The organism is Citrobacter sp. MGH104, from assembly GCF_001034485.1.
In the GTDB taxonomy this organism is placed as follows: domain Bacteria; phylum Pseudomonadota; class Gammaproteobacteria; order Enterobacterales; family Enterobacteriaceae; genus Citrobacter; species Citrobacter freundii.
The window spans coordinates 958,137-980,607 of the sequence record NZ_KQ089818.1 but is presented as its reverse complement, the minus strand read 5'-3'; the positions used below and the strand labels follow the sequence as shown (position 1 = coordinate 980,607).

The window sequence follows — 22,471 nt, the reverse complement described above, 5'->3', positions numbered from 1 at the left end:
TTAAAACAGAGTCATAGACATAGTTTGCACAGCCTGCCTGACGACATCGCTGCAAATGGTGCTGAAACGATAAAGTAATTGTGTGATCTGGATCGATTTTCCACGGGCATCAGCCTTCAGACCGTTGTTGTTATGTCCCCATGAATTTACAGTGTGGCAAAGATTTAATCTGACTTTAGCGGAGCAGTGGAAGAATGACAAAATATGCTTTAGTAGGGGATGTTGGCGGCACCAACGCGCGTCTTGCTCTGTGCGATATTGCCAGCGGCGAGATTTCGCAGGCAAAAACCTATTCCGGGCTGGATTACCCTAGTCTGGAAGCCGTGGTGCGCGTGTACCTGGATGAGCATAGCGTCAGCGTCGAAGATGGTTGCATTGCCATTGCCTGTCCGATTACTGGCGACTGGGTGGCAATGACCAACCATACCTGGGCATTCTCTATTGCTGAGATGAAAAAAAATCTGGGCTTTAGCCATCTGGAAATCATCAATGATTTCACCGCCGTGTCGATGGCGATCCCGATGCTGAAAAAAGAGCATTTGATCCAGTTTGGTGGCGCGGAACCTATTGAAGGTAAACCGATAGCCGTCTATGGCGCAGGAACCGGGCTCGGTGTGGCGCATCTGGTGCATGTGGACAAACGCTGGGTAAGCCTGCCCGGTGAAGGCGGTCATGTAGATTTTGCGCCTAACAGCGAAGAAGAAGGAATTATCCTTGAAGTCCTGCGCGCCGAAATTGGCCATGTTTCCGCAGAACGTGTGCTGTCCGGTCCGGGGCTGGTGAATCTGTATCGCGCCATCGTCAAATCAGACGGGCGGTTGCCGGAAAATCTGCAGCCGAAGGATATCACCGCACGGGCGCTGGAAGATTCCTGCATTGACTGTCGTCGGGCGCTGTCGCTGTTCTGCGTCATTATGGGGCGTTTTGGTGGCGATCTGGCGTTAACCCTTGGGACGTTTGGCGGTGTGTACATCGCCGGTGGTATCGTACCGCGCTTCCTCGACTTCTTTAAGGCTTCAGGCTTCCGCGGTGGTTTTGAAGATAAAGGCCGTTTTAAAGCCTACGTGCAGGATATTCCGGTGTACCTGATTGTGCACGATAACCCTGGACTACTTGGCGCAGGTGCGCATTTGCGTCAGACGCTGGGCCATATTCTTTAATTCTTCAATCAGAAATCTGCAAAACCGCGTAAATCACGCGGTTTTTTTTTGCCTGCCGCCCACCTTTCCGACCTTCGTCACACTTCCTGATTGCTGGATTATTTGTCCAGTAAAAGCATTATTTGTCTGATAACGGTTGTTACTTTCCTCGGACCATAATTTCACTCGTTAACTATTACGAGGAAATGATTATGAGCAAAAAATTAATTGCCGTCTGCGCGTGCCCAATGGGGCTGGCTCACACCTTTATGGCGGCTCAGGCGCTGGAAGAAGCCGCGGTTGAAGCCGGTTATGAAGTGAAAATCGAAACCCAAGGCGCTGACGGAATACAAAATCGCCTGACGGCGCAGGATATTGCTGAGGCGACGTTAATCATCCATTCAGTTGCCGTAACTCCAGAAGATAACGAGCGTTTTGAGTCGCGTGATGTCTACGAAATTACGCTACAGGACGCGATAAAAAATGCTGCCGGCATCATTAAAGAGATCGAAGAGATGGTTGCCGCTGAACAACAATAATCATCGACAGGGAATTACATATGGCCATTAAAAAACGCAGTGCAACCGTTGTGCCTGGCGCATCTGGTGCGGCAGCGGCAATAAAAAATCCACCGGCCTCCCGCAATAGCTTCTGGGGCGAACTTCCGCAACATGTGATGTCGGGTATTTCACGCATGGTGCCGACGTTAATTATGGGCGGGGTAATTCTCGCCTTCTCGCAACTGATCGCCTATAGCTGGCTCGATATTCCTGCTGACACTGGCATCATGGATGCGCTGAACAGCGGAAAATTTACCGGTTTTAATCTCTCATTACTGAAGTTTGCCTGGCTGTCGCAATCTTTTGGCGGCGTGCTGTTTGGTTTTGCTATTCCGATGTTTGCCGCGTTTGTCGCCAACTCCATCGGCGGCAAGCTGGCGTTTCCGGCGGGGTTCATTGGCGGGCTGATGTCTACTCAGCCGACACAGATACTGAATTTTGACCCATCAACGCTGCAATGGGTAACCAGTGCTCCGGTTCCGTCAACCTTTATTGGTGCGCTGATTATCTCGATTGTCGCCGGGTATCTGGTGAAGTGGATGAACCAAAAAATCCAGCTGCCTGATTTCCTGCTGGCATTCAAAACCACCTTTTTACTGCCCATTCTCTCCGCCATTTTCGTCATGCTGGCGATGTATTACGTGATAACGCCGTTTGGCGGCTGGATTAACGGCGGGATCCGTACTTTGCTGACGGCGGCTGGCGAGAAAGGCACGCTGATGTACGCGATGGGAATTTCCGCGGCAACGGCGATTGACCTCGGCGGCCCGATTAATAAAGCCGCAGGTTTTGTCGCCTTCAGCTTTACTACCGATCACGTTCTGCCGGTCACCGCGCGCTCTATTGCGATTGTCATTCCGCCGATTGGCCTCGGACTGGCCACGCTTATTGACCGTCGCTTAACCGGCAAACGCCTGTTCAGCGCACAGCTTTACCCGCAGGGGAAAACGGCAATGTTCCTCGCATTTATGGGCATCAGCGAAGGGGCGATCCCGTTTGCACTGGAAAGTCCCATCACCGCAATTCCTTCTTATATGGTTGGCGCCATTGTCGGGTCGACGGCTGCCGTCTGGCTGGGGGCCGTGCAGTGGTTCCCGGAATCCGCTATCTGGGCGTGGCCGCTGGTGACTAACCTCGGCGTCTATATGGCGGGGATCCTGTTAGGCGCGGTGATTACGGCGCTGATGGTGGTGTTCCTTCGCCATCTGATGTATCGCAAAGGCAAGTTGCTGATTGAAAGCCTCTGATTAAAAGGATTGTAACTATGAGCTTACTTGCTTCACTGCGCGACTGGTTAACGGCGCAACAACTTGACGCGATGCTGTTGTCATCACGGCAGAACAAACAGCCGCATATGGGGATCTCCAGCAGTTCAGGGTTTGTGTTTATCAGCCATGAAAGTGCGCATATCCTGGTTGATGCCCGTTACTACACCGATGTTGCCACGCGTACTCAGGGCTATCAGATCCATCGGCTCGATGGAACGCAGACGCTGTATTCGCAGGTGAATCACATTATTGCACACGAAAAGCTGCAGACGGTGGGATTCGAAGGTGAGCAAGTAAGCTGGGAAACGGCGAACGCGTGGTCGGAAAAACTGCGTGCCCGACTGGTGAGCGCCGTACCGGATGTGCTCCGGCAGGTGAAAACGGCGCAGGAAATAGCCTGCATACGCGAAGCCTGCCGGATAGCTGACCTCAGCGCGGAACATATACGACGCTTTATTCAACCCGGTCTCAGTGAGCGCGAAATTGCCGCTGAACTGGAGTGGTTTATGCGCACGCTCGGCGCAGATAAAGCTTCTTTTGACACCATTGTCGCCAGCGGCTGGCGCGGTGCGCTGCCACACGGCAAAGCCAGCGACAAACGTGTTGAGGCGGGTGAGTTCATCACGCTGGATTTTGGCGCGCTGTATCAGGGTTATTGTTCGGATATGACGCGAACCTTTCGCATCCCCGATGCGAACCAGCCAGCGGAAGAAAGCGCGCTGTTTGCCGTGTACCAGATTGTCCTTGCGGCGCAGCGTGCCGCGGTGGCGGCAATTCGACCAGGTGCGCGATGCAATGAGGTAGACGCCGCAGCCAGGCGAGTCATTACCCAGGCGGGCTATGGCGATGCATTTGGTCACAACACCGGACATGCTATCGGCATTGAAGTGCATGAAAATCCAAGTTTTTCCCCCGCTGACACAACACCTCTGGTCGCTGGCATGCTGCTCACCGTTGAGCCGGGTATTTATCTGCCGGGGCAGGGGGGGGTGCGTATTGAAGATGTTGTGCTGGTTACGCCTGACGGCGGCGAGGTGCTCTATACCATGGCGAAAACATTGCTACATACGGGAGAGGCGTAATGGATTTATCGTTACTAAAGGCGCTGAGCGAGGCGGACGCGATCGCCTCGTCAGAACAGGAAGTGCGGCAGATCCTGCTTGAGGAGGCGGATCGTCTTAATAAAGAGGTGCGCTTTGATGGTCTGGGATCGGTGCTGATCCGTCTCAATGAATCAACCGGTCCGAAGGTGATGATCTGCGCGCATATGGATGAAGTGGGATTTATCGTGCGTAGTATTTCCAGCGAAGGGGCGATCGATGTATTGCCGGTGGGAAATGTGCGTATGGCGGCCAGACAACTGCAGCCGGTGCGGATCACCACCCGTGAAGAGAGCAAAATTCCCGGTCTGCTCGACGGAGAGCGATGCGGTAATGAGGTCAATACGCTGCGGGTAGATATTGGCGCGCGATCTTATGATGAGGTACTCCAGGCCGGCGTACGCCCCGGCGATCGCGTCACATTCGACACAACCTTTCAGGTCTTGCCGCACCAGCGAATCATGGGCAAAGCCTTTGATGATCGTCTTGGATGTTATTTGCTGGTGGCGCTACTGCGTGAATGGCATAACGCCATACTTCCTTGCGAGGTCTGGCTGGTGGCCAGTTCCAGTGAAGAAGTGGGACTGCGCGGAGGACAAACGGCTGCACGCGTTGTCGCACCGGATGTGGCATTTGTGCTGGATACCGCCTGCTGGGCCAAAAACTTTGATTACAGTGCGGCCAATCACCGACAGCTCGGTAAAGGCCCGATGCTGGTGTTAAGCGATAAATCGCTGATTGCACCACCAAAGCTGACGGCGTGGGTTGAAAGCGTGGCCGCTGACGCGGGTATTTCCCTGCAGCTCGATATGTTCAGTAACGGCGGCACCGACGGCGGGGCGGTGCACGTAAGCGGTACAGGGATCCCAACGGTTGTCATGGGACCCGCCACACGGTATGGACATTGCGCGGCGTCGATTGCCGACTGCCGGGACATCATCCAGACGCAGCAGCTGTTGTCGGCTCTTATTTCACATCTTACGTGCGAAACCGTGGCTCATCTGACGGATTTCAGGTGCTGATTTCGCGCTAATCAGGAGTTGTTATGCTAACGATTCAATTTCTTTGCCCGTTACCCAATGGTCTGCATGCGCGTCCGGCGTGGGAGCTGAAAGAACAGTGCAGCCAGTGGCAAAGTGAGGTGATATTTATTAATCATCGCCAGAATGCGCGGGCGGATGCGAAAAGCTCGCTGGCGCTGATAGGTACCGGAACGCTGTTTAACGACAGTTGCAGCCTGTCCATTACTGGTCGCGATGAAGAACAGGCCCGGCGAGCGCTGGAGGAGTACCTACAGCACCGGTTTATTGACAGCGATAGCGTTCAGCCGACCCCGGCGGAACTGGCGGCGCACCCGTTGCCGCGTTCGCTGATTCGCCTCAACCCGGACCTGCTGTACGGTAGCGTGCTGGCAGGGGGCGTAGGAGCAGGTACGCTCACGCTTTGGCAGAGTGATAACCTGGAAAGTTATCGTGCGATTGCGGCGAGTGCGGAAGACAATACCCGGCTGGAGCATAGTCTGGCGACGCTTGCCGAACAGCTCAATCAGCAGCTGCGCGAGCGCGACGGCGAGAGTAAAACCATCCTTAGCGCGCATCTGTCTCTGATTCAGGATGACGAGTTTGCCGGGAATATTCGCCGCTTAATGCTGGAGCAACATCTGGGGCTAGGGGCGGCAATCATTGCCAATATGGAGCTGGTGTGCGACAAGCTGTCGGCCTCCGGTAGTGATTACCTGCGCGAACGCGTCAGTGATATCCGTGATATCAGCGAACAGTTGCTGCACATCACCTGGCCTGAAAGACGACCGCGTAATGCGCTGGTGCTGAATAAACCGACGATTCTGGTTGCTGAGGATTTGACGCCCAGCCAGTTTTTAAGCCTCGATTTGCAGCATCTGTCTGGCATGATCCTGGAGAAAACGGGGCGCACTTCACATACCTTGATCCTTGCCCGTGCGTCAGCTATTCCGGTACTTAGCGGCTTGCCGCTGGCGGCCATTAACCGGTATTCCGGGCAGCATGCGGTACTGGATGCCCGATGTGGGGTATTAGCCATCAATCCAGACGATGCCGTTCGCGGCTATTACGCGATTGCGCAGAAGCTGGCCGATGAATGCCAGCGGCGGCAGGCGCTTGATGCCGCCCAGCCTGCGTTGACCAAAGATCATCAGCGTATTGACGTTGCAGCGAATATCGGTACCGCGCTGGAAGCGCCGGGAGCGTTTGCCAATGGTGCGGAAGGGATTGGGCTGTTTCGTACTGAAATGCTGTTTATGGACCGCGACAGCGCACCTGATGAGCAGGAACAGTTTGAAGCCTACCAGCAGGTCTTACTCGCCGCGGGCGACAAGCCGGTTATCTTTCGCACCATGGATATCGGCGGCGATAAGAACATCCGCTATCTTAATATTCCGCAGGAAGAGAATCCGTTCCTGGGCTATCGCGCGGTGCGGATTTATCCGGAGTTTGCCGGGCTTTTTCGCACTCAATTGCGCGCGATTTTACGGGCGGCGACCTTCGGCAATGCGCAACTGATGATCCCGATGGTGCACAGCCTCGACCAGATTTTATGGGTAAAAAGCGAACTGCAAAACGCGTTGGTGGCGCTGAAAGCGGACGGCTTACGTCATGCTCCGACAATCTCATTGGGGATTATGGTTGAAGTCCCTTCGGTGTGTTACATCATCGACCATTTCTGTGATGAGGTGGATTTCTTCAGTATTGGCTCAAATGACATGACCCAGTACTTGTACGCCGTTGATCGCAATAACCCGCGCGTTTCGCCGCTGTACAACCCGATTACGCCGTCGTTCCTGCGCATGTTACAGCAGATTGTTCGCGTGGCGCACGAACGCGGTAAATGGGTGGGTATTTGCGGCGAACTGGGCGGTGAAGGACGTTATTTACCGCTGCTTCTGGGCCTCGGGCTGGACGAGCTGAGCATGAGCAGCCCACGTATTCCGGCGGTAAAAAGCCAGCTTCGTCAACTGGACGGTCGGGCATGTCGTGAGCTCGCCATGCAGGCCTGCGAATGCCGTAGCGCTCAGGAGATAGAAGATCTGCTAAACCAGTTTGCACCGCAGAAAGATGTGCGTCCGCTGCTGGCGCTGGAGAACATCTTTGTCGGCGAATCTCTGAGTAACAAAGAGCAGGTGATCCAGTTCCTGTGCGGCAATCTTAGCGTTAATGGACGCACTGAACATCCGTTTGAACTGGAAGAGGATGTCTGGCAGCGTGAAGAGATCGTCACCACAGCCGTCGGCTTCGGCGTGGCTATTCCGCACACGAAATCCCAGTGGATCCGCCATTCCAGCATCAGCATTGCCCGGCTTCAGCAGCCCGTTGACTGGCAGTCTGAGATGGGTGATGTGGAACTGGTGATCATGCTGACGCTGGGTGCCGATGAAGGCATAAACCACGTGAAGGTCTTTTCGCAGCTGGCGCGCAAGCTGGTGAACAAGCAGTTCCGCCAGTCGTTGTTTGCCGCTGAAAATGCTGAGAGCATTCTTGCGCTGCTGGAGGCAGAACTGACGTTTCAAGTTTGACAGCAAGAGTGGATAAGAGGGTCAGAAAGGGAAATTATCAATCAGAGAACGGTAGTTTCCCGGCCCTCAACAACGTCATCTCTTGTTTGCAGAGCAGCACTACCGCCTGGCGACCTTTAACACGGCGGGAGGTCAGGGCTCTTTTCACGGTCCGACGATCCGCACCTGATTCCAGCATCTGAAAACACATCAGGGAGAGTGCACGTTTGTTCTTCATCGTATATTCACTTTATTGAGTAAGCCTGCAGGGTTTAGCTAAAGGCCGTTATTTTACAACGATCCTGGCTGAGATTACGAATCGTACAATAAATGACCGCTGCTGATATAATTTAAGAGCGGCCATGCGCGTAATCAACCTAAGGAGGTGCGCAATGGACAAAGCAGAAGTGAAGTCATTTGGTCTTCCAGACGAAGTTCGTGAGTTCCCTCACGGGCGACTGGAGCTTCTCGATGTGGGAGGTGCAATTGTCGGCCGTGCGGTCCTGGAACCAGGCTGGCGGTGGTCTACGTCAGTTCAACCTATCGCTGGAACGAAGAGTTGCGAAGCCCCTCATTTTCAGTACCACGTTTCCGGTGTGCTGCGGGTAAAAATGGATGATGGCAGCGAATTTGATTGTAAGCCCGGTGAGCTGTCGCGCATTCCTCCAGGCCATGATGCCTGGGTGGTTGGCGATGAATCCGTGGTGATTGTTGATTTCCAGGGAATGGTCAATTGGGCTAAACACACAGACATCGGCTGTAACGACTCACCATAAAGCAAAGATGCGGCGGCCTTGGCAGGTGTTGACATAATCAACGCGCTGACTGAAAACGCGCGCCGTACTCTCCCGGCGTCAGGCCAAACTGACGCCGGAACAGGCGGCAGAAATAATCACTGTCATGGTATCCACACCGCTGTGCGACTTCGCTAATCGACAGATGGTATTTCTGCAAGATAATGCGCGCCTTCGCCATTCTTACCCACCGCAGATACTCGACGAACCCCATAGTGCCGTGCTGGGCAAAAACTTTTGACAGGTGATTGGGTGTGATATTAAAAAACTGCGCCACGCTTTCGCGAGTCAGCGGCTGGGCATAGTTATCTTGTATCCAATTACACATACTATGATAGAGAAATTCAGCGCGTGGGCGCTCTGTGTCTGGGCGGGTATTCACCACGCTACGACACAGATGCAGCAGACTAAGCACCAACGGCTGAATGATATCCTGGGCCAGAGGAGAGCGGCTTAAATGCGTCAATGCGGTGAGCATCGCCTCGCCTTCGCCGCGCTGTGGATGGGGTAACTCAATACGGCGTACCGGACGAAGCAGCGATGCGGTTCGATTATCGTAAAAAGAGAGTCCCAGCCATGCCGGAGAAAAAACCAGGCTCAGCAGCATCACGGGTTTGTCGCCGCCGGGCAGATTGGCCGCTTTCGCCGGGATAAACAGCATGTCGCCTTCTGCCAGGTTATGCTGCTGTTTTTGCAGTTGGTTGCTGTATTCCCCACGTAGCACGATATCAAGGCGCGGAAGATCAATACATAAACTGCCGGTCGGTAACGTGGCGGGCTGGGTTGCGAACCACACGTGCCCCAGACGCTGTGGGTTTAACACCAGGCCACTGAACAGATCGGCGAAAAACTGTTGGTCTGCGGGAAGGCCTGGCTCTTTCATCGCTCTTTCTCTGCGCTATAAGTGCATTAACTGTCTGAACTCTTTCACTTTACTCCGACTAACCGGGATTTCAAATTCCAGATCTTTTAAGCGCAAAATATAGGTATTGTTAAACCAGGGTTCGATCTCGCGGATTTTATTCAGATTCACGCAGAACGAGCGGTGGCAGCGGAAGAAATGCGAAGCCGGCAGTTTGCTGCAAAATTCGGTGATGTTCATCGGCATCACGTACGATTCGCGCCGGGTGTAGACAAACGTCATCTTTTCATGGGCTTCTGCGTAGTAGATGTCGTTGATCGGGGTCACGATGATCCGCTCATCTTTGATCAGGTTGATCGTATCGTTTTCGCGGGCCACCGGACTGGCGAGCGAAGTTCCAGTTTGCTGCTGTTGCCAGGCGGCTTCCAGCTTTTGCAGCATGCTGACAATGCGTGATTCCTGGTACGGCTTCAGAATGTAGTCAAAAGCTTCCAGTTCGAAGGCTTCAACGGCGTGTTCTTTCCACGCGGTAATAAACACAATAAAGGGTTTATGCGCGAACTGGCTGATATTTTGTGCCAGCAATACGCCGTCCAGCGAGGGAATATTAATATCCAGAAAAATGGCGTCAACGCGGTTGTGCTGGAGATATTTCAGCACGTCCAGACCATCGTCAAACGTGCCGACAATCTCCATCTGGCTGTGCTCTTTTATCAGCCAGCTCAGTTCCTGTTGGGCCAGGAATTCATCTTCAACAATGATGACTTTCACGACTTCACTCCTGGTTAAAGCAGCAATGTGGCCGGTGCGGCTGCGGGCGAATGCTGATTCGGTACATAAAAGGCAATCTCAGTGCCGGGCTCCAGACGGCGGATATGTAATCCCTCACCGTAGAGCAGCTTAACGCGATGGTGCACATTCAATAGACCAATTTTATTGCCCGGCATTTCATTGGATTCGACCCGTTCAATCACTTTTGGATCGATACCGTGGCCCGTATCCCGCACGGCTATCCGTACCCGGTTACCACACTCCGCCACGCTGATGGTGACCACACCTTTCCCTTTGCAGGGCTGAATCCCATGGACGATAGCGTTTTCTACCAGCGGCTGAATCAGCAGGCTGGGAATATAACAGCTTACCTCTTCATCGATATCATAAATAACCGTTAGTTTGTCGCCAAAACGCGCTTGTTCGATGGCGATGTAATCCTTGATTTGATACAGCTCTTTTTTGATATCGATCTGCTCATCGTCTTTTAATTCGATATTGTAGCGAAGATAACGCGACAAATTAAAAATGAGCTGGCGTGCGGTGTCCGGGTTAAGTCGTACCGAGGATGAAATCGCGTTCAGGGCGTTAAACAGGAAATGAGGATTTATTTTACTTTGTAGTGCGCGTAGCTCTGCCTTATTTGCCATTTCGCGTAGCTGTTCCGCTCGGGAAACTTCAAGCTGAGTCGAGATAATTTGCGACAGACCAATAGCCATTTCCTGCAGCGAGGAGGTTATCTGGTGGGCGTGACAGTAGTAGATTTTTAGCGTACCGGTGACAACGCCTTTCTCCCACAGCGGGATCACCAGCATGGAGTGTATTTCCGGTGTGCGATGCGCTTCATCATTGTTTTTAATGATGATTTTTCCGTAATTGATCGCCTGCTGCGTGGTAGGACTGACGAAATCATCGTTATCACGGTAGTTAAGTTCCCCCACGCCAACGTAGGCCAGAACGTGCTGGGTATTGGTAATTGCGACGGCGTCCGCATGGATGTCATGGCGAATAATTTCGCATACCTGGCGGAGCGACTCGCTGTTAACCTGCCGAAAAAGCGGCAAGGTTTTGTTGGCAATATCCAGCGCCAGCTTGGCCTGCTTCGCGGCGCTGGCCTCTTTCTCGCCCTCCACGCTTTGCACTAGCATGACGATAAAGCCAATGCAGACGCTGCCCAGGATCATTGGGATACCGATTTTTGAGACAATATCCAGCCCCAGTGCGGTAGAGGGGGCCCAGACGACGACGAGGATCATCGTCAGGGATTCGCAAAGCATTCCGCCTAAAATGCCAGCTCGCCAGTGCTGTGCTTTAGGGATCTTACGGTTGATCCACCCGGCAATACAGCCTGCCAGAATACTGGTGATAAAACAGGGCAGGGCGGTGACGCCGCCGATGTCGATCAGATAGCGGTGGGTACCCGCGATGAGGCCCGTAATGATACCGACCCACGGGCCAAACAGAATCCCCCCTGACATGACCGCGATAATACGCACGTTAACCAGTGAGCCTTCAACCGGTACGCCGGACCAGGTACTGAACAGGGCAAACATTGAGAAAATCGCGGTAACGGCGAGCAGCTCTTTTGGGGAGTGGGCTGATTTGTGCAACAGTTCGCGGAACAGGCGGATACGAATCAGGAAAAACAGACAGAACAGCATCAGTGCTGCCCGGTCAAATACCGCCAGCAGCATATTGAATATTTCGTGCACGGGTGACTCTTGCGCAAGGGTTAAACCTCTATGATAGGTAACCTGGGCCAGGATGACCAGCACCCACGCAGCCTGTGCCTAATGAGGAAAAACCATAATATTAAAAGGGGATTGTTGCATGATTGTTGTATTTACAATACCTGTCCTGTCAGCGCTGCATTCAAGGTAATGTATTTAACAACAAAATGTTAAATGATGGTAATTTTAAGCGGGTTGTGAAAATGAATATTTCCTCATTTTACTATGTTGTTCCTCTTTTTTGTCAGGAAAAAATATTTTGTTTTGCCTCTCGACAGAAGGAAATTATTCAGGCTATTTTCTAAACGTGCCACCATCGTGGCAGCGTCGCTCGGACGGTCCGGGCGCTAACGTTAATCTGAGGATATTATGGCTGACTCCCGCCCTGAACGTCGCTTTACGCGTATTGATCGCCTTCCCCCGTACGTTTTTAACATCACGGCTGAACTGAAGATGGCTGCGCGTCGGCGCGGCGAAGATATTATCGACTTCAGCATGGGGAACCCGGATGGGGCCACGCCTCCTCACATTGTTGAAAAACTGTGTACCGTAGCGCAGCGCCCGGATACGCACGGTTATTCCACCTCTCGCGGTATTCCGCGTCTGCGTCGGGCGATTTCCCGCTGGTACCAGGAACGCTATGACGTTGAGATCGATCCTGAATCCGAAGCCATTGTGACCATCGGTTCCAAAGAGGGACTTGCGCACCTGATGCTGGCAACGCTCGATCACGGTGATACGGTCCTCGTACCCAACCCAAGTTATCCCATCCATATTTATGGCGCGGTGATTGCCGGCGCGCAGGTACGATCTGTGCCGCTGGTCGAAGGCGTCGATTTCTTTAATGAGCTGGAGCGCGCGATTCGCGAAAGCTATCCGAAACCGAAGATGATGATCTTAGGTTTCCCGTCGAACCCGACTGCGCAATGCGTCGAGCTGGAGTTCTTCGAAAAAGTTGTGGCTCTGGCTAAACGCTATGACGTGCTGGTGGTTCATGATCTGGCCTATGCCGATATTGTCTACGACGGCTGGAAAGCGCCGTCGATTATGCAGGTACCGGGCGCTCGCGATGTCGCAGTTGAATTTTTCACCCTGTCGAAAAGCTACAACATGGCGGGCTGGCGTATCGGTTTTATGGTGGGCAATAAAACGTTGGTAAACGCGCTGGCGCGAATTAAGAGCTATCACGATTACGGAACCTTTACACCGTTACAGGTTGCGGCCATCGCCGCGCTGGAAGGCGATCAGCAGTGCGTGCGAGATATTGCAGAGCAATATAAACGTCGTCGTGATGTGCTGGTCAAAGGGCTGCATGAAGCTGGCTGGATGGTCGAGGTGCCAAAAGCCTCGATGTACGTTTGGGCGAAAATTCCAGAGCAATACGCCGGGATGGGGTCACTTGAGTTTGCCAAGAAACTGCTGAATGAAGCGAAGGTATGCGTTTCGCCGGGGATTGGGTTTGGTGATTATGGTGATACGCATGTGCGTTTTGCGTTGATTGAAAACCGTGACCGTACCCGCCAGGCTATTCGCGGTATCAAAGCAATGTTCCGTGCAGATGGCCTGTTACCGACCAGTGCAAAATCGACTTCTGAAAGTACCGACTGACCGAATGTTCCCCAAAATGCAAACAGGAGCCTTATGGCTCCTGTTTTTTGCTGCGTCTTTTAATTTAGATCATCAGGGCGAAAGTACCGGCCCAAACGATGACCATAAAAGAAATGCCCATAAAGAAATATTTCACTTTTCATCTCTCCGCATACCTTGGGTATGTCTAAATGAACATATGCTTACCTGACAGAGAGCTGATGCACGCATAAACGAAATGGAGAATTCCCCTCGTTTACTTGGCTGCATCACCTCAGAATTCTGAGCTTTAATGCTCCAGACGGCGCTAATGTACGCCTAAAAATGAGGCGAGACAAGAGGCATTTTTTTATTTAATTTTAATAACTTACAAGTGTCGTGATTCGGCGACAGTTTAATTTCTTTCGGTAATAAATTGCTATTGAGCGACGGAATGCTTACTCGGATAGTTCTCATATCGCCATGATGTTAATGCGGTTAATTTTTCGCGGAATTTAATAATGAAAAGGTTAAAAATGACCAGGTTAATGATGTTAGCACTCGCTCTTACGCCGTTGACGTCGATGGCGGCTTCGCCGCTGGCGTTCAATTTCAGCTGCGCAAGTATTGGTGGTGTGAATAGTGATGGTAAAGGCAATGTCTGGATCGATGGCGCGAAGGCGACGGTGAAGGCTTTCAATGAAAACTATTGGGAGGCGACAAGTGGTAAAAATACCGTTTCTATCTCCCGCAAAGATGACGGAAATCCGGACGTATCCTGGACTGGACCTAATCGTAAGCACGGGGTTTGCCTGCCGGAGGACAATATTGATTACTCTCCAGCGAAAAAATTGACCAACGCTGGTCCGTCTTACTCCTGCTCTGCTGTTCAAAAGGGAAGTGCGGAAGATATTATTTGCCAGAGCCCATCGCTCTCTGCAATGGATCTGAAATTGAACGAAATTTTTAAACAGGCACTGGCTAAATCGAAGAATGATCCGATGTTAAAAGCAGAGCAGCGAGGTTGGATCAAAGGACGCAACGAGTGCTGGAAAGAGAAGGGGGATGAGCCAGCCTGCATTGCCCGAAGCTATAGCGAACGAATGACTGAACTCCACAATAAATGGGGCGTGAAGTAATTCAGCCGTAGAAAAAAAGAAAGGCCTTGCGGCCTTTCTTTTCAGATATACAACGAGGCTTCACCCATTGGGCGCGTTTTGAAGCGACGGTGGATCCAGAGATACTGCTCGGGGGCGCGCATGATCTCTTTTTCGATAATTTTATTCATATAGGCCGCTGCCTGGCACTCATCAGCCGGGTAACCTTCCATTTCAGGCGTGATGAACAGGCGATAACCTGAGTTATCTGCTTTTCTCACCATGGTTACGGTCAGCATCGCTGCACCCGACAAACGCGACAGCACGTAAGTACCGTTGGTGGTTGCCACATCTTTGACGGCAAAGAAGGGGGCAAATGAGCTTCCTTTACGACCGTAGTCCTGATCGGGGGCAAACCATACGGCTTCTCCTTTTTTGAGAGCGCCGACAATACCACGCAGATTATTTCTGCCGATCATCGCCTTGTTGGAGCGCATACGACCGCGGGTTTGGATCCACTCCATCAACTTATTGTTGTGCGGGCGATAGGTCGCCATCATTGGCTGACAAAGTCCCATTACGCGGCCACCCAACTCGAGCGACATAAAGTGTACACCTACAACCATCACACCACGATTTTGCAACTGGGCGCGTTTCAGGTTGTCCAGTCCTTCTACATCAAACCATTTACGCACCCGACGGTCCGGCCAGAACCAGGCCATACCTGTTTCAAGTAGCCCCATGCCGAGTGAACGGAAATTCTCATCGACCAGTTTGTCTCTTTCTTCCTGCGACAAATTTGGGAAACAGAGTTCGAGATTTTTACGTGCAATAGATTCACGGCGTTTTAAAAATGGACGAGCCAGCGTTCCTGTACGGGTACCAAGAAAACACAATACGGGATAGGGAAGCTGTACCAGTAACCAGAGCACTCCAACACCAAACCACGTGAGCCAGTAGCGCGGATGCAAAAACGCGCGTGAAAATTTACATTGGGGGAACATAAGCACCTGTTGTTGATACGAAATAGATGTATCGCGAAGATTCTTTGTCTTTCGCTTTACTCTCTTTACTGATCGTTAGGCCGCCATGAACGACATTGGTTCCTGTAAAGAGTGTAAAACTGAGTCAGGACAAAACCACGAGGGGGCATGAATGATCGGACGCACAATGTACACCCGAAAATTAATGTCAGCCAGAAATAATTACTCAAGATTCGTAAATGTTTTTAAGGCGATTAAGAACAAAAATTAACCTATATATAATCCGTTGTTTTTATGCAGATTAAATAAATGTCTGCCCGAGAGAGTAATAGTATGCAGGTGAAGGATTTTTGTAACTAAGATGTTGCTGAAATTGCACGAGGATAGGAATTGTCTTAGAATATAAAGTTAAGGGAGTGTAAGGACTTACGTTAAGTTTACGGCAAACAGGAGGTATCGCTATGCTCTATTTCTGGATCTTTCTCGCTCTGAGCATTTTGTGCGTCAGTTGCTATATCTGGCAGGTTATGGGCGCTGCGGCGTCAATCAGCGCTTTTCTCGGCATGGCCATCCTTACGGCATTAATTTACTTTTTTACTATGCGATTGACCAATGGTAACGAAATGGTAACCGGGTTATTCCTGTTTCTTGCTCCTGCTTGCGGTTTAATTATTCGCTTTATGGTGGGTTACGGTAAGCAATAATTTGGAATGTTACGTTTAGCAATAAATTATCACGTTGAGCTTTTTTATTTATCTGAGTTATTGAAGTGCCAGCATCGCTGGCACTTTTTTGTGAGAGCGAAATGAATTACCGGGCATCCGCCAACTGGAGTGAGGCTTCCTCTTGCTGAGCATTTTTTCGCTGCTGTTCGAGCTCCAGCGCGCCACGATGAGAGAGGTAGCAAAACAGGATGCAGCAGACAATCCCACCCATCAACAGATAGAATCCGCCATGCCATCCCATTTTGTCGACCATTACGCCAAACAGGCTGGTTCCCAGCGACGCGCCAAAAATGTAGCTCATAAATCCGCGTAAACCTACCGCTGACCCCACTGCGAAGCTGGGGACGATTTCCATCGTCTGAACAGAAGCGAGGAACTGTGGAACATAGATCAGGCAACCCACAATGGCGGCAAAAATAGTGACCATCAGCAGGGATTCACTTTTCCAGTAGCCGATCAAACAGACGAAAATCAGCGCCATACAAATCATGGCCAGCGGCATGCGACGGCCTTTAAACAGTTTATCGGTAAGCCAACCCGCCAGTAATGTGGAAGGGATTGCTGCCCATTCAAAAAACAGAAAAGCGATGCTCATTTGCTCTTTCGAAAAATGTTTTTCGGTTAACAGATAAATAGGCAACCAGCTAATCATGCCAAAACGCACCATATAGACGAAGACATCTACCAGTGAAACATACCAGGCATTCTTATTACGCAGCACATAAGTGCAGAAGATCTGGAAGGCACTCATATTTTCTGGCGCCTGGACAGCGTGTCGGGAATTTAATACGACTTTTTCTTCCGGCATCATTTGTTCCAGAGCCGGTAAGCCTTCCTGGCGCGGTGAACCTTTCCCCAGCATTAGCACAATAAAAGCGAACAGGACGGCCACACCGGCCGGAACAATATAGCTGGCACTTTGCCAGTGCTCGCTCCCCAAAATGGCAAAGGCGGCACCCACGATCGGGGCAACAATACCACCGCCAACATTGTGAGAGATATTCCAGAATGCGCCAACGCGTCCACGTTCTTTACGCGGAAACCAGTTGGCAATGGTAATAAATGAAGGGCCAACGCCCATACCCTGGAACAAACCATTGAAAACGACCAGAGCGGCAAAAATCCAGAATCCGGTACTGAATCCTAAACCGACGTTTACAATGGCACACAGAATCAGGCCGCATGCCATAAAGACCTTAGGGCTGGCCTTGTCTGCCAGGCTGCTCATAATGCCTTTACTGATCCCATAAGCAATAAGCATGCAGCTGCTGAGTAGACCAATTTGTGTGGCACTGAGATCCAGATGTTCCTTCAGGTACGGTGTTGAGAGCGTGAAATTATTGCGCACAATATAGTACGCAAGATAGCCAAGAAATACGCTGAGTAATGCCTGAATGCGGTATCGGCCATAAGTTTCCTGGACTTTCTCCGCCGGGACTTTATTTGCCGCTGGCCCTGCTTTAAATATTGATAACATATCATCACCTAAATTTATATTGATGTGAATATCAGGATTTTTCGCAGTGAAGAGTGAAATAGGTGGCAGAGAAACTCAAGTTGATGAAATGAGTCACTATTGACACAATTTGTGGATTGCGTGGCTGATTTTGACTCTTTTTAAATAATGGATTTTAAATTCTATTCTTTTACGGACGTTTTTATCATCAGCGTGTGCGGATATTAACAAATTCAGGCTGCATTTTCGGGTATTCTTTACCGATGCCGTCACTTTCCGTTTGGTTATTCTACGAATAACCTTATTCTTAACTCTGGCAGTGATAAACGGGTAAGTTTTGTCTCAATATTATTTTTTGCACATGTTGGTATTTATGAACGGGATCACAAACAGACTTTTGGACCGGGGGCGTTGTTGGGCGATCTCGCTCTGTTTTATGTCGCTGTCGGTGAGTTGTCTGGCGCAGGGTAAAGAGCTGGTAATGGCAACAACCTTTTCACCGGGGGCAACGGCCTGGATTATTCAGCGTTGGCAGACGGAACCGGGGTCGGTGATGATTCGCACATTAAACCGGACCAGCAGTTCACTGGAACAACTGCTTGATACTGCCAATGCGGAGAACGTCGATTTGATTTTGACCTCGTCGCCCATGCTGTTGCAGCATCTTCAGGAGCATCAGAAGCTGGCGCCCTTCGATAATGTGCTGCCGGAAAGCCAGCGGCTGGTGCCGGACTCGATTCGTTCTACCTCCGTGGCTGTTGCGATATCTGGTTTTGGCCTGTTGATTAACCGTTCTGCGCTGGCGGCGCGTCATTTGTCGCCTCCTGCTGACTGGGGGGATTTAACGCATCCTAAATATCAGAACGCTTTGTTAATGAGTAGCCCGTCGCGTTCCGATACCAACCATCTGATGGTTGAGTCGTTGCTACAGCAAAAAGGGTGGGAAGAGGGCTGGGCGACATTACTGGCGAGTGCTGGAAATTTGGTGACGATTTCATCACGCAGTTTTGGCGTAGCCGACAAAATTAAGAGCGGCCTTGGCGTTGCGGGGCCGGTCATTGATAATTATGCCAACTTGTTGCTTAACGATCCTCACCTGGCGTTTACCTATTTTCCACGCTCGGCGGTATCGCCAACCTATGTTGCTGTTCTCAATAACAGCCAGCATCCCAATGAAGCGCGTCGTTTTATCCGCTATTTGTTAAGCCCGGAGGGACAGCGGATCCTTGCGGATGCGAATACGGGGAAATACCCGGTAACGCAGCTCGCATCTGATAATCCCCGCGCTGCTCAGCAGGCTATTTTAATGAACCAGCCTGCGCTTAATTATCGGCTGATCCTTAAGCGGCAACAGTTGGTGCAGCGGATGTTTGATACCGCCATCAGTTTTCGTCTTGCGCAACTAAAGGATGCATGGCGGGCGCTATACAGTGCGGAAGCTCGCCTGAAACGCCCGCTACCCGAAATCAGAGCCTTACTGACCAGCGTTCCGATAGATGCCAAAAGTAGTGAAGATGAAGCCTGGCTTGCGCAGTTTGATAATAAAAGCGTTGCCGAACAGCAGATGATGGAGTGGCAGCTCTGGTTTCTTAAAAATCAGCGTCAGGCGATATCAAAACTGGAAGAATTAAAATGAAAGGTGGATCGATACTGCACCGTCTGCGTCAGCTCAGCATCAGCAGCAGTCTGCGAGGAGCCTTTCTGACGGGCGCATTACTGACGTTGAGCGTAAGCTGCGTCAGTTTGTACTCCTGGCATGAGCAGAGCTCGCAGATACGCTATTCGCTTGATGATTACTTCCCGCGCGTGCATTCCGCTTTTTTGATTGAAGGGAATCTCAACCTGGTTGTGGACCAGCTTAATGAATTCCTGCTGGCTCCCAATACGACGGTAAGGCTGCAACTGCGCAATCAGATAATCTCGCATCTGGATAAAATCGAAGTGCTGAGCAGGGGGTTGCAACCAGCAGAACAGCAGCAGCTGGCGGTGATTTTGCAAGACAGCCGGGCGCTGATGGCAGAACTGGACCGGGTGCTCTACAACATGTTCCTTGTACGCGAAAAAGTGAGCGAACTTTCCGCGCGCATTGATTGGCTACATGATGATTTTACTACTGAGCTGAATTCACTGGTGCAGGATTTTACCTGGCAGCAGGGGACGTTGCTGGATCAAATCGAGGCCAAAAATGGTGATGCGGCGCTGTATCTCAAACGTGCCCGAGAGGTGCAAAACGAGCAGCAGCAGGTTTACACCCTGGCAAGAATTGAAAACCAGATCGTTGATGATTTACGCGACAGGCTTAATGAACTGAAATCGGGTAGCGACGACGGAATGCTGGTGGAGAATCACATCCGCTACCTGGAAAATCTGAAGAAAACGGCGGATGAAAATATCCGTACCCTTGATGACTGGCCCAGCACTATCACCCTGCGACAAACTATCGATGAGCTGCTGGAAATCGGGATGATGAAAAATAAAATGCCCGATACCATGCGCGATTATGTCGCAGCGCAAAAAGCGCTCGTTGATGCCAGCCATGCCAGAGAGGCCACACTTGGGCGCTTTCGAACACTGCTTGAAGCGCAACTGGGGAGTAGCCATCAGCAAATGCAGACGTTTAACCAACGGTTGGAACAAATTGTTCGTGTCAGCGGTGGACTTATCCTGCTGGCGACGCTGCTGGCGCTACTTCTCGCCTGGGGGCTTAATCACTTTTTCATTCGTTCGCGTCTGGTGAAACGTTTTACTGCGCTCAACCAGGCCGTGGTGCAAATTGGTCTTGGCAGAACGGATGCCACTATCCCGGTATATGGACGTGATGAACTGGGGCGTATCGCAGGCTTGCTGCGCCATACTCTGGGCCAGTTGAGCGCGCAAAAAAATCAGCTGGAGCAGGAAGTGACCGAGCGCAAAGAGATTGAATCCGATCTTCGCGCAACGCAGGATGAGCTGATCCAAACCGCAAAACTGGCGGTGGTCGGCCAGACTATGACCACGCTGGCGCACGAGATTAATCAACCGCTGAATGCGCTGTCGATGTACCTGTTTACGGCGGGGAGGGCAATTGAACAGGGGCAATCCGCTCAGGCCAGAAGCACATTAACCAAAGCGGAGGGACTGATTACTCGCATTGATGCCATTATCCGTTCGCTGCGTCAGTTTGCGCGCCGAGCCGAGCCAGGTACGCCTCTGCATCCGGTCGATCTCCGACAAACGTTCAATGCTGCCTGGGAACTGTTGTCCATGCGGCATAAGCCACAGCAGGGTACGCTGACGCTCCCAGATCGGAGCGTGTGGGTGGCTGGTGATGAAGTGCGTATTCAGCAGGTGCTGGTAAACGTCCTGGCAAATGCGCTGGATGCCTGTCCGGTAGCGGCGAAAATAGATGTTCACTGGCAGGCCGAAGGCAGCCGGTTGTGCGTATTTATCAGCGATAACGGCCCCGGCTGGCCTGGGGCATTATTACCATCACTGTTAAAACCGTTTACCACCAGTAAGGATGTTGGCCTCGGTATTGGCTTATCGATTTGTGTATCGTTAATGATGCAAATGAACGGCGAACTGCGCCTGGCGTCAACCCCGGGGCGCAATGCCTGCGTCGTTCTGCAATTTAATCTGACGGATGTAAACGATGTTGAGTGATGAATATTCTGTTCTGCTTATTGATGATGATGCCGATGTTCTCGACGCTTACACCCTGTTGCTTGAACAGGAGGGATATCATGTATTCGCATGCAGTAACCCTTTTGATGCCCGAAATTGGTTGCAGGCCGACTGGCCAGGGATTGTCCTGAGCGATGTGTGTATGCCTGGCTGTAATGGAATCGACCTGATGACGTTGTTTCATCAGGATGACAATCAGCTTCCGATCCTGTTGATCACCGGGCATGGCGATGTTCCGATGGCGGTGGACGCGGTGAAGAAAGGGGCGTGGGACTTTCTGCAAAAACCGGTTGATCCTGGCAAACTGCTGGTGTTGGTAGAGGATGCGTTGCGTCAGAGAAAATCTGTGATTGCACGTCGTCACTATTGCCAGCAAAAGCTACAAGTTGAACTGGTCGGCTACAGTGACTGGGTTAATCAGTATCGCCAGCGTTTACGGCAACTGGCGGAAACGGATATTGCCGTCTGGTTTTATGGCGAGCCGGGAACCGGGCGTATGACCGGGGCCCGTTATTTACATCAACTTGGGCGCAGCGCTGAAGGCGCGTTTATTCGCGGTGAATTGACGCCCGGGAACTCTGAACAACTCAATGACCTTATTGCCCAGGCGCAAGGGGGAACGCTGGTTCTGAGTCATATTGAGTGCCTGACACGTGAACAGCAGCACCATCTGGTGCATTTGCAAAGCCAGGAGCGACGTCCGTTTCGCCTAATTGGCATTGGCGCCACTTCGTTGGTGGAACTGGCGGCAACCAACCAGATTGTGGCCGAACTCTATTACTGTTTTGCGATGACGCAAATTGGTTGCCAGCCGTTGTCTCAGCGCCCGGATGATGTTGAACCGCTGTTTCGCCATTATCTGCAGAAAGCCTGTCTGCGTCTGAACCATCCTGTGCCTGAGATTGACGGGGAATTACTAAAAGGTATGCGGCGTCGCGTGTGGTTAAGCAATGTTCGGGAACTGGCCAATGCCGCCGAGCTTTTTGCCGTTGGGCTATTGCCACTGGCTGAAACCGCGAATCCGCAACTGCATTTGCCTCAACCGACACCGCTCGATCGTCGGGTCGACGAGTACGAGCGGCAGATCATTACTGAAGCGCTAAATATCCATCAGGGGCGTATTAATGAAGTCGCGGAGTATCTACAAATCCCGCGTAAAAAACTCTATTTACGCATGAGAAAATACGGACTGAGCAAAGAACACTATAAGTTTTAGCAGGCGGAATGTGGG

The 22,471-nt window shown here is 51.5% G+C and carries 20 protein-coding genes; 13 read left to right on the top strand and 7 right to left on the bottom strand.

Annotated features, from left to right (window positions below; translation table 11 throughout):
* The first annotated feature begins 194 nt into the window (after nucleotides 1-194).
* The 6 genes from glk (at nucleotide 195) to ptsP (ending at nucleotide 7,614) form a co-directional block, all read left to right on the top strand.
* Nucleotides 195-1,160 carry a glucokinase gene (gene glk, locus SK34_RS04610; protein WP_046670120.1) on the top strand — a complete coding sequence of 322 codons (966 nt, stop codon included), beginning with the start codon at nucleotides 195-197 and terminating at the stop codon, nucleotides 1,158-1,160.
* A gap of 191 nt (nucleotides 1,161-1,351) precedes the next feature.
* On the top strand, nucleotides 1,352-1,678 hold the full coding sequence (locus tag SK34_RS04605) for a PTS fructose transporter subunit IIB (protein WP_003028254.1): 327 nt from the start codon (nucleotides 1,352-1,354) through the stop codon (nucleotides 1,676-1,678).
* Nucleotides 1,679-1,698: 20 nt separating this feature from the next.
* Nucleotides 1,699-2,946 carry a PTS fructose transporter subunit IIC gene (locus SK34_RS04600; RefSeq protein WP_003028252.1) on the top strand — a complete coding sequence of 416 codons (1,248 nt, stop codon included), beginning with the start codon at nucleotides 1,699-1,701 and terminating at the stop codon, nucleotides 2,944-2,946.
* 17 nt (nucleotides 2,947-2,963) lie between these two features.
* Nucleotides 2,964-4,049, top strand: coding sequence for an aminopeptidase (ypdF, locus tag SK34_RS04595; protein WP_048232478.1), 1,086 nt, complete (start codon nucleotides 2,964-2,966; stop codon nucleotides 4,047-4,049).
* Nucleotides 4,049-5,089 (top strand): aminopeptidase, encoded by a 1,041-nt coding sequence (gene ypdE, locus SK34_RS04590; RefSeq protein WP_048232475.1) that lies wholly within the window; start codon nucleotides 4,049-4,051, stop codon nucleotides 5,087-5,089. Before ypdF ends, ypdE begins: the two co-directional genes overlap by 1 nt.
* Before the next feature lie 23 nt (nucleotides 5,090-5,112).
* A complete protein-coding gene (gene ptsP / locus SK34_RS04585) occupies nucleotides 5,113-7,614 on the top strand; it encodes a phosphoenolpyruvate--protein phosphotransferase (RefSeq protein ID WP_048232473.1) in 2,502 nt (833 codons plus the stop codon).
* Nucleotides 7,615-7,651: 37 nt separating this feature from the next.
* On the opposite strand, the gene SK34_RS04580 is transcribed toward ptsP, so the two are convergent.
* Entirely contained in the window at nucleotides 7,652-7,831 is a 180-nt protein-coding gene (locus tag SK34_RS04580; RefSeq protein WP_048232472.1) for a hypothetical protein, read from the bottom strand.
* A 154-nt stretch (nucleotides 7,832-7,985) separates the two neighbouring features.
* Between SK34_RS04580 and SK34_RS04575 the strand changes: the two genes are divergently transcribed.
* Nucleotides 7,986-8,369 carry a cupin domain-containing protein gene (locus SK34_RS04575; protein ID WP_003028244.1) on the top strand — a complete coding sequence of 128 codons (384 nt, stop codon included), beginning with the start codon at nucleotides 7,986-7,988 and terminating at the stop codon, nucleotides 8,367-8,369.
* A 37-nt stretch (nucleotides 8,370-8,406) separates the two neighbouring features.
* Here the strand turns inward: SK34_RS04575 and SK34_RS04570 are convergent, their stop codons facing one another.
* Genes SK34_RS04570 through SK34_RS04560 form a run of 3 tightly spaced genes read right to left on the bottom strand, consistent with a single transcriptional unit; the run spans nucleotide 8,407 to nucleotide 11,732 of the window.
* The gene (locus SK34_RS04570; protein WP_048232470.1) at nucleotides 8,407-9,270 is read right to left on the bottom strand and encodes an AraC family transcriptional regulator; all 864 of its coding nucleotides are present in this window, start codon (nucleotides 9,268-9,270) and stop codon (nucleotides 8,407-8,409) included.
* A 15-nt stretch (nucleotides 9,271-9,285) separates the two neighbouring features.
* Nucleotides 9,286-10,020, bottom strand: coding sequence for a two-component system response regulator YpdB (gene ypdB / locus SK34_RS04565; protein ID WP_003028240.1), 735 nt, complete (start codon nucleotides 10,018-10,020; stop codon nucleotides 9,286-9,288).
* Nucleotides 10,021-10,034: 14 nt separating this feature from the next.
* Entirely contained in the window at nucleotides 10,035-11,732 is a 1,698-nt protein-coding gene (locus SK34_RS04560; protein ID WP_003028239.1) for a sensor histidine kinase, read from the bottom strand.
* Between the two features lie 387 nt (nucleotides 11,733-12,119).
* On the opposite strand from SK34_RS04560, the gene alaC reads away from it, so the two are divergent.
* Nucleotides 12,120-13,358, top strand: coding sequence for an alanine transaminase (gene alaC, locus SK34_RS04555; protein ID WP_003028236.1), 1,239 nt, complete (start codon nucleotides 12,120-12,122; stop codon nucleotides 13,356-13,358).
* A 64-nt stretch (nucleotides 13,359-13,422) separates the two neighbouring features.
* On the opposite strand, the gene ypdK is transcribed toward alaC, so the two are convergent.
* Nucleotides 13,423-13,494, bottom strand: a complete 72-nt coding sequence (gene ypdK, locus SK34_RS24625; RefSeq protein WP_010723117.1) for a membrane protein YpdK — start codon at nucleotides 13,492-13,494, stop codon at nucleotides 13,423-13,425.
* Nucleotides 13,495-13,837: 343 nt separating this feature from the next.
* Here ypdK and SK34_RS04550 point away from each other — a divergent pair, with 343 nt between their 5' ends.
* The gene (locus tag SK34_RS04550; RefSeq protein ID WP_048232469.1) at nucleotides 13,838-14,455 is read left to right on the top strand and encodes a lysozyme inhibitor LprI family protein; all 618 of its coding nucleotides are present in this window, start codon (nucleotides 13,838-13,840) and stop codon (nucleotides 14,453-14,455) included.
* Between the two features lie 41 nt (nucleotides 14,456-14,496).
* Here the strand turns inward: SK34_RS04550 and lpxP are convergent, their stop codons facing one another.
* Nucleotides 14,497-15,417: a kdo(2)-lipid IV(A) palmitoleoyltransferase gene (gene lpxP / locus SK34_RS04545; protein ID WP_003845019.1), complete on the bottom strand. Its 921-nt coding sequence runs from the start codon at nucleotides 15,415-15,417 to the stop codon at nucleotides 14,497-14,499.
* A 440-nt stretch (nucleotides 15,418-15,857) separates the two neighbouring features.
* Here lpxP and SK34_RS04540 point away from each other — a divergent pair, with 440 nt between their 5' ends.
* A complete protein-coding gene (locus tag SK34_RS04540) occupies nucleotides 15,858-16,100 on the top strand; it encodes a YfdY family protein (RefSeq protein ID WP_003028231.1) in 243 nt (80 codons plus the stop codon).
* A gap of 106 nt (nucleotides 16,101-16,206) precedes the next feature.
* On the opposite strand, the gene pgtP is transcribed toward SK34_RS04540, so the two are convergent.
* Nucleotides 16,207-17,598, bottom strand: coding sequence for a phosphoglycerate transporter PgtP (gene pgtP / locus SK34_RS04535; protein ID WP_003028229.1), 1,392 nt, complete (start codon nucleotides 17,596-17,598; stop codon nucleotides 16,207-16,209).
* Between the two features lie 415 nt (nucleotides 17,599-18,013).
* Between pgtP and pgtC the strand changes: the two genes are divergently transcribed.
* Genes pgtC through pgtA form a run of 3 tightly spaced genes read left to right on the top strand, consistent with a single transcriptional unit; the run spans nucleotide 18,014 to nucleotide 22,456 of the window.
* Complete coding sequence (gene pgtC / locus SK34_RS04530; protein ID WP_103790837.1) at nucleotides 18,014-19,213, top strand: phosphoglycerate transport regulator PgtC; 1,200 nt, start codon at nucleotides 18,014-18,016, stop codon at nucleotides 19,211-19,213.
* Nucleotides 19,214-19,224: 11 nt separating this feature from the next.
* Nucleotides 19,225-21,219 (top strand): two-component system sensor histidine kinase PgtB, encoded by a 1,995-nt coding sequence (gene pgtB / locus SK34_RS04525; protein ID WP_170926233.1) that lies wholly within the window; start codon nucleotides 19,225-19,227, stop codon nucleotides 21,217-21,219.
* A complete protein-coding gene (gene pgtA, locus SK34_RS04520) occupies nucleotides 21,209-22,456 on the top strand; it encodes a two-component system response regulator PgtA (protein WP_003839279.1) in 1,248 nt (415 codons plus the stop codon). Before pgtB ends, pgtA begins: the two co-directional genes overlap by 11 nt.
* Nucleotides 22,457-22,471: the final 15 nt, after the last annotated feature.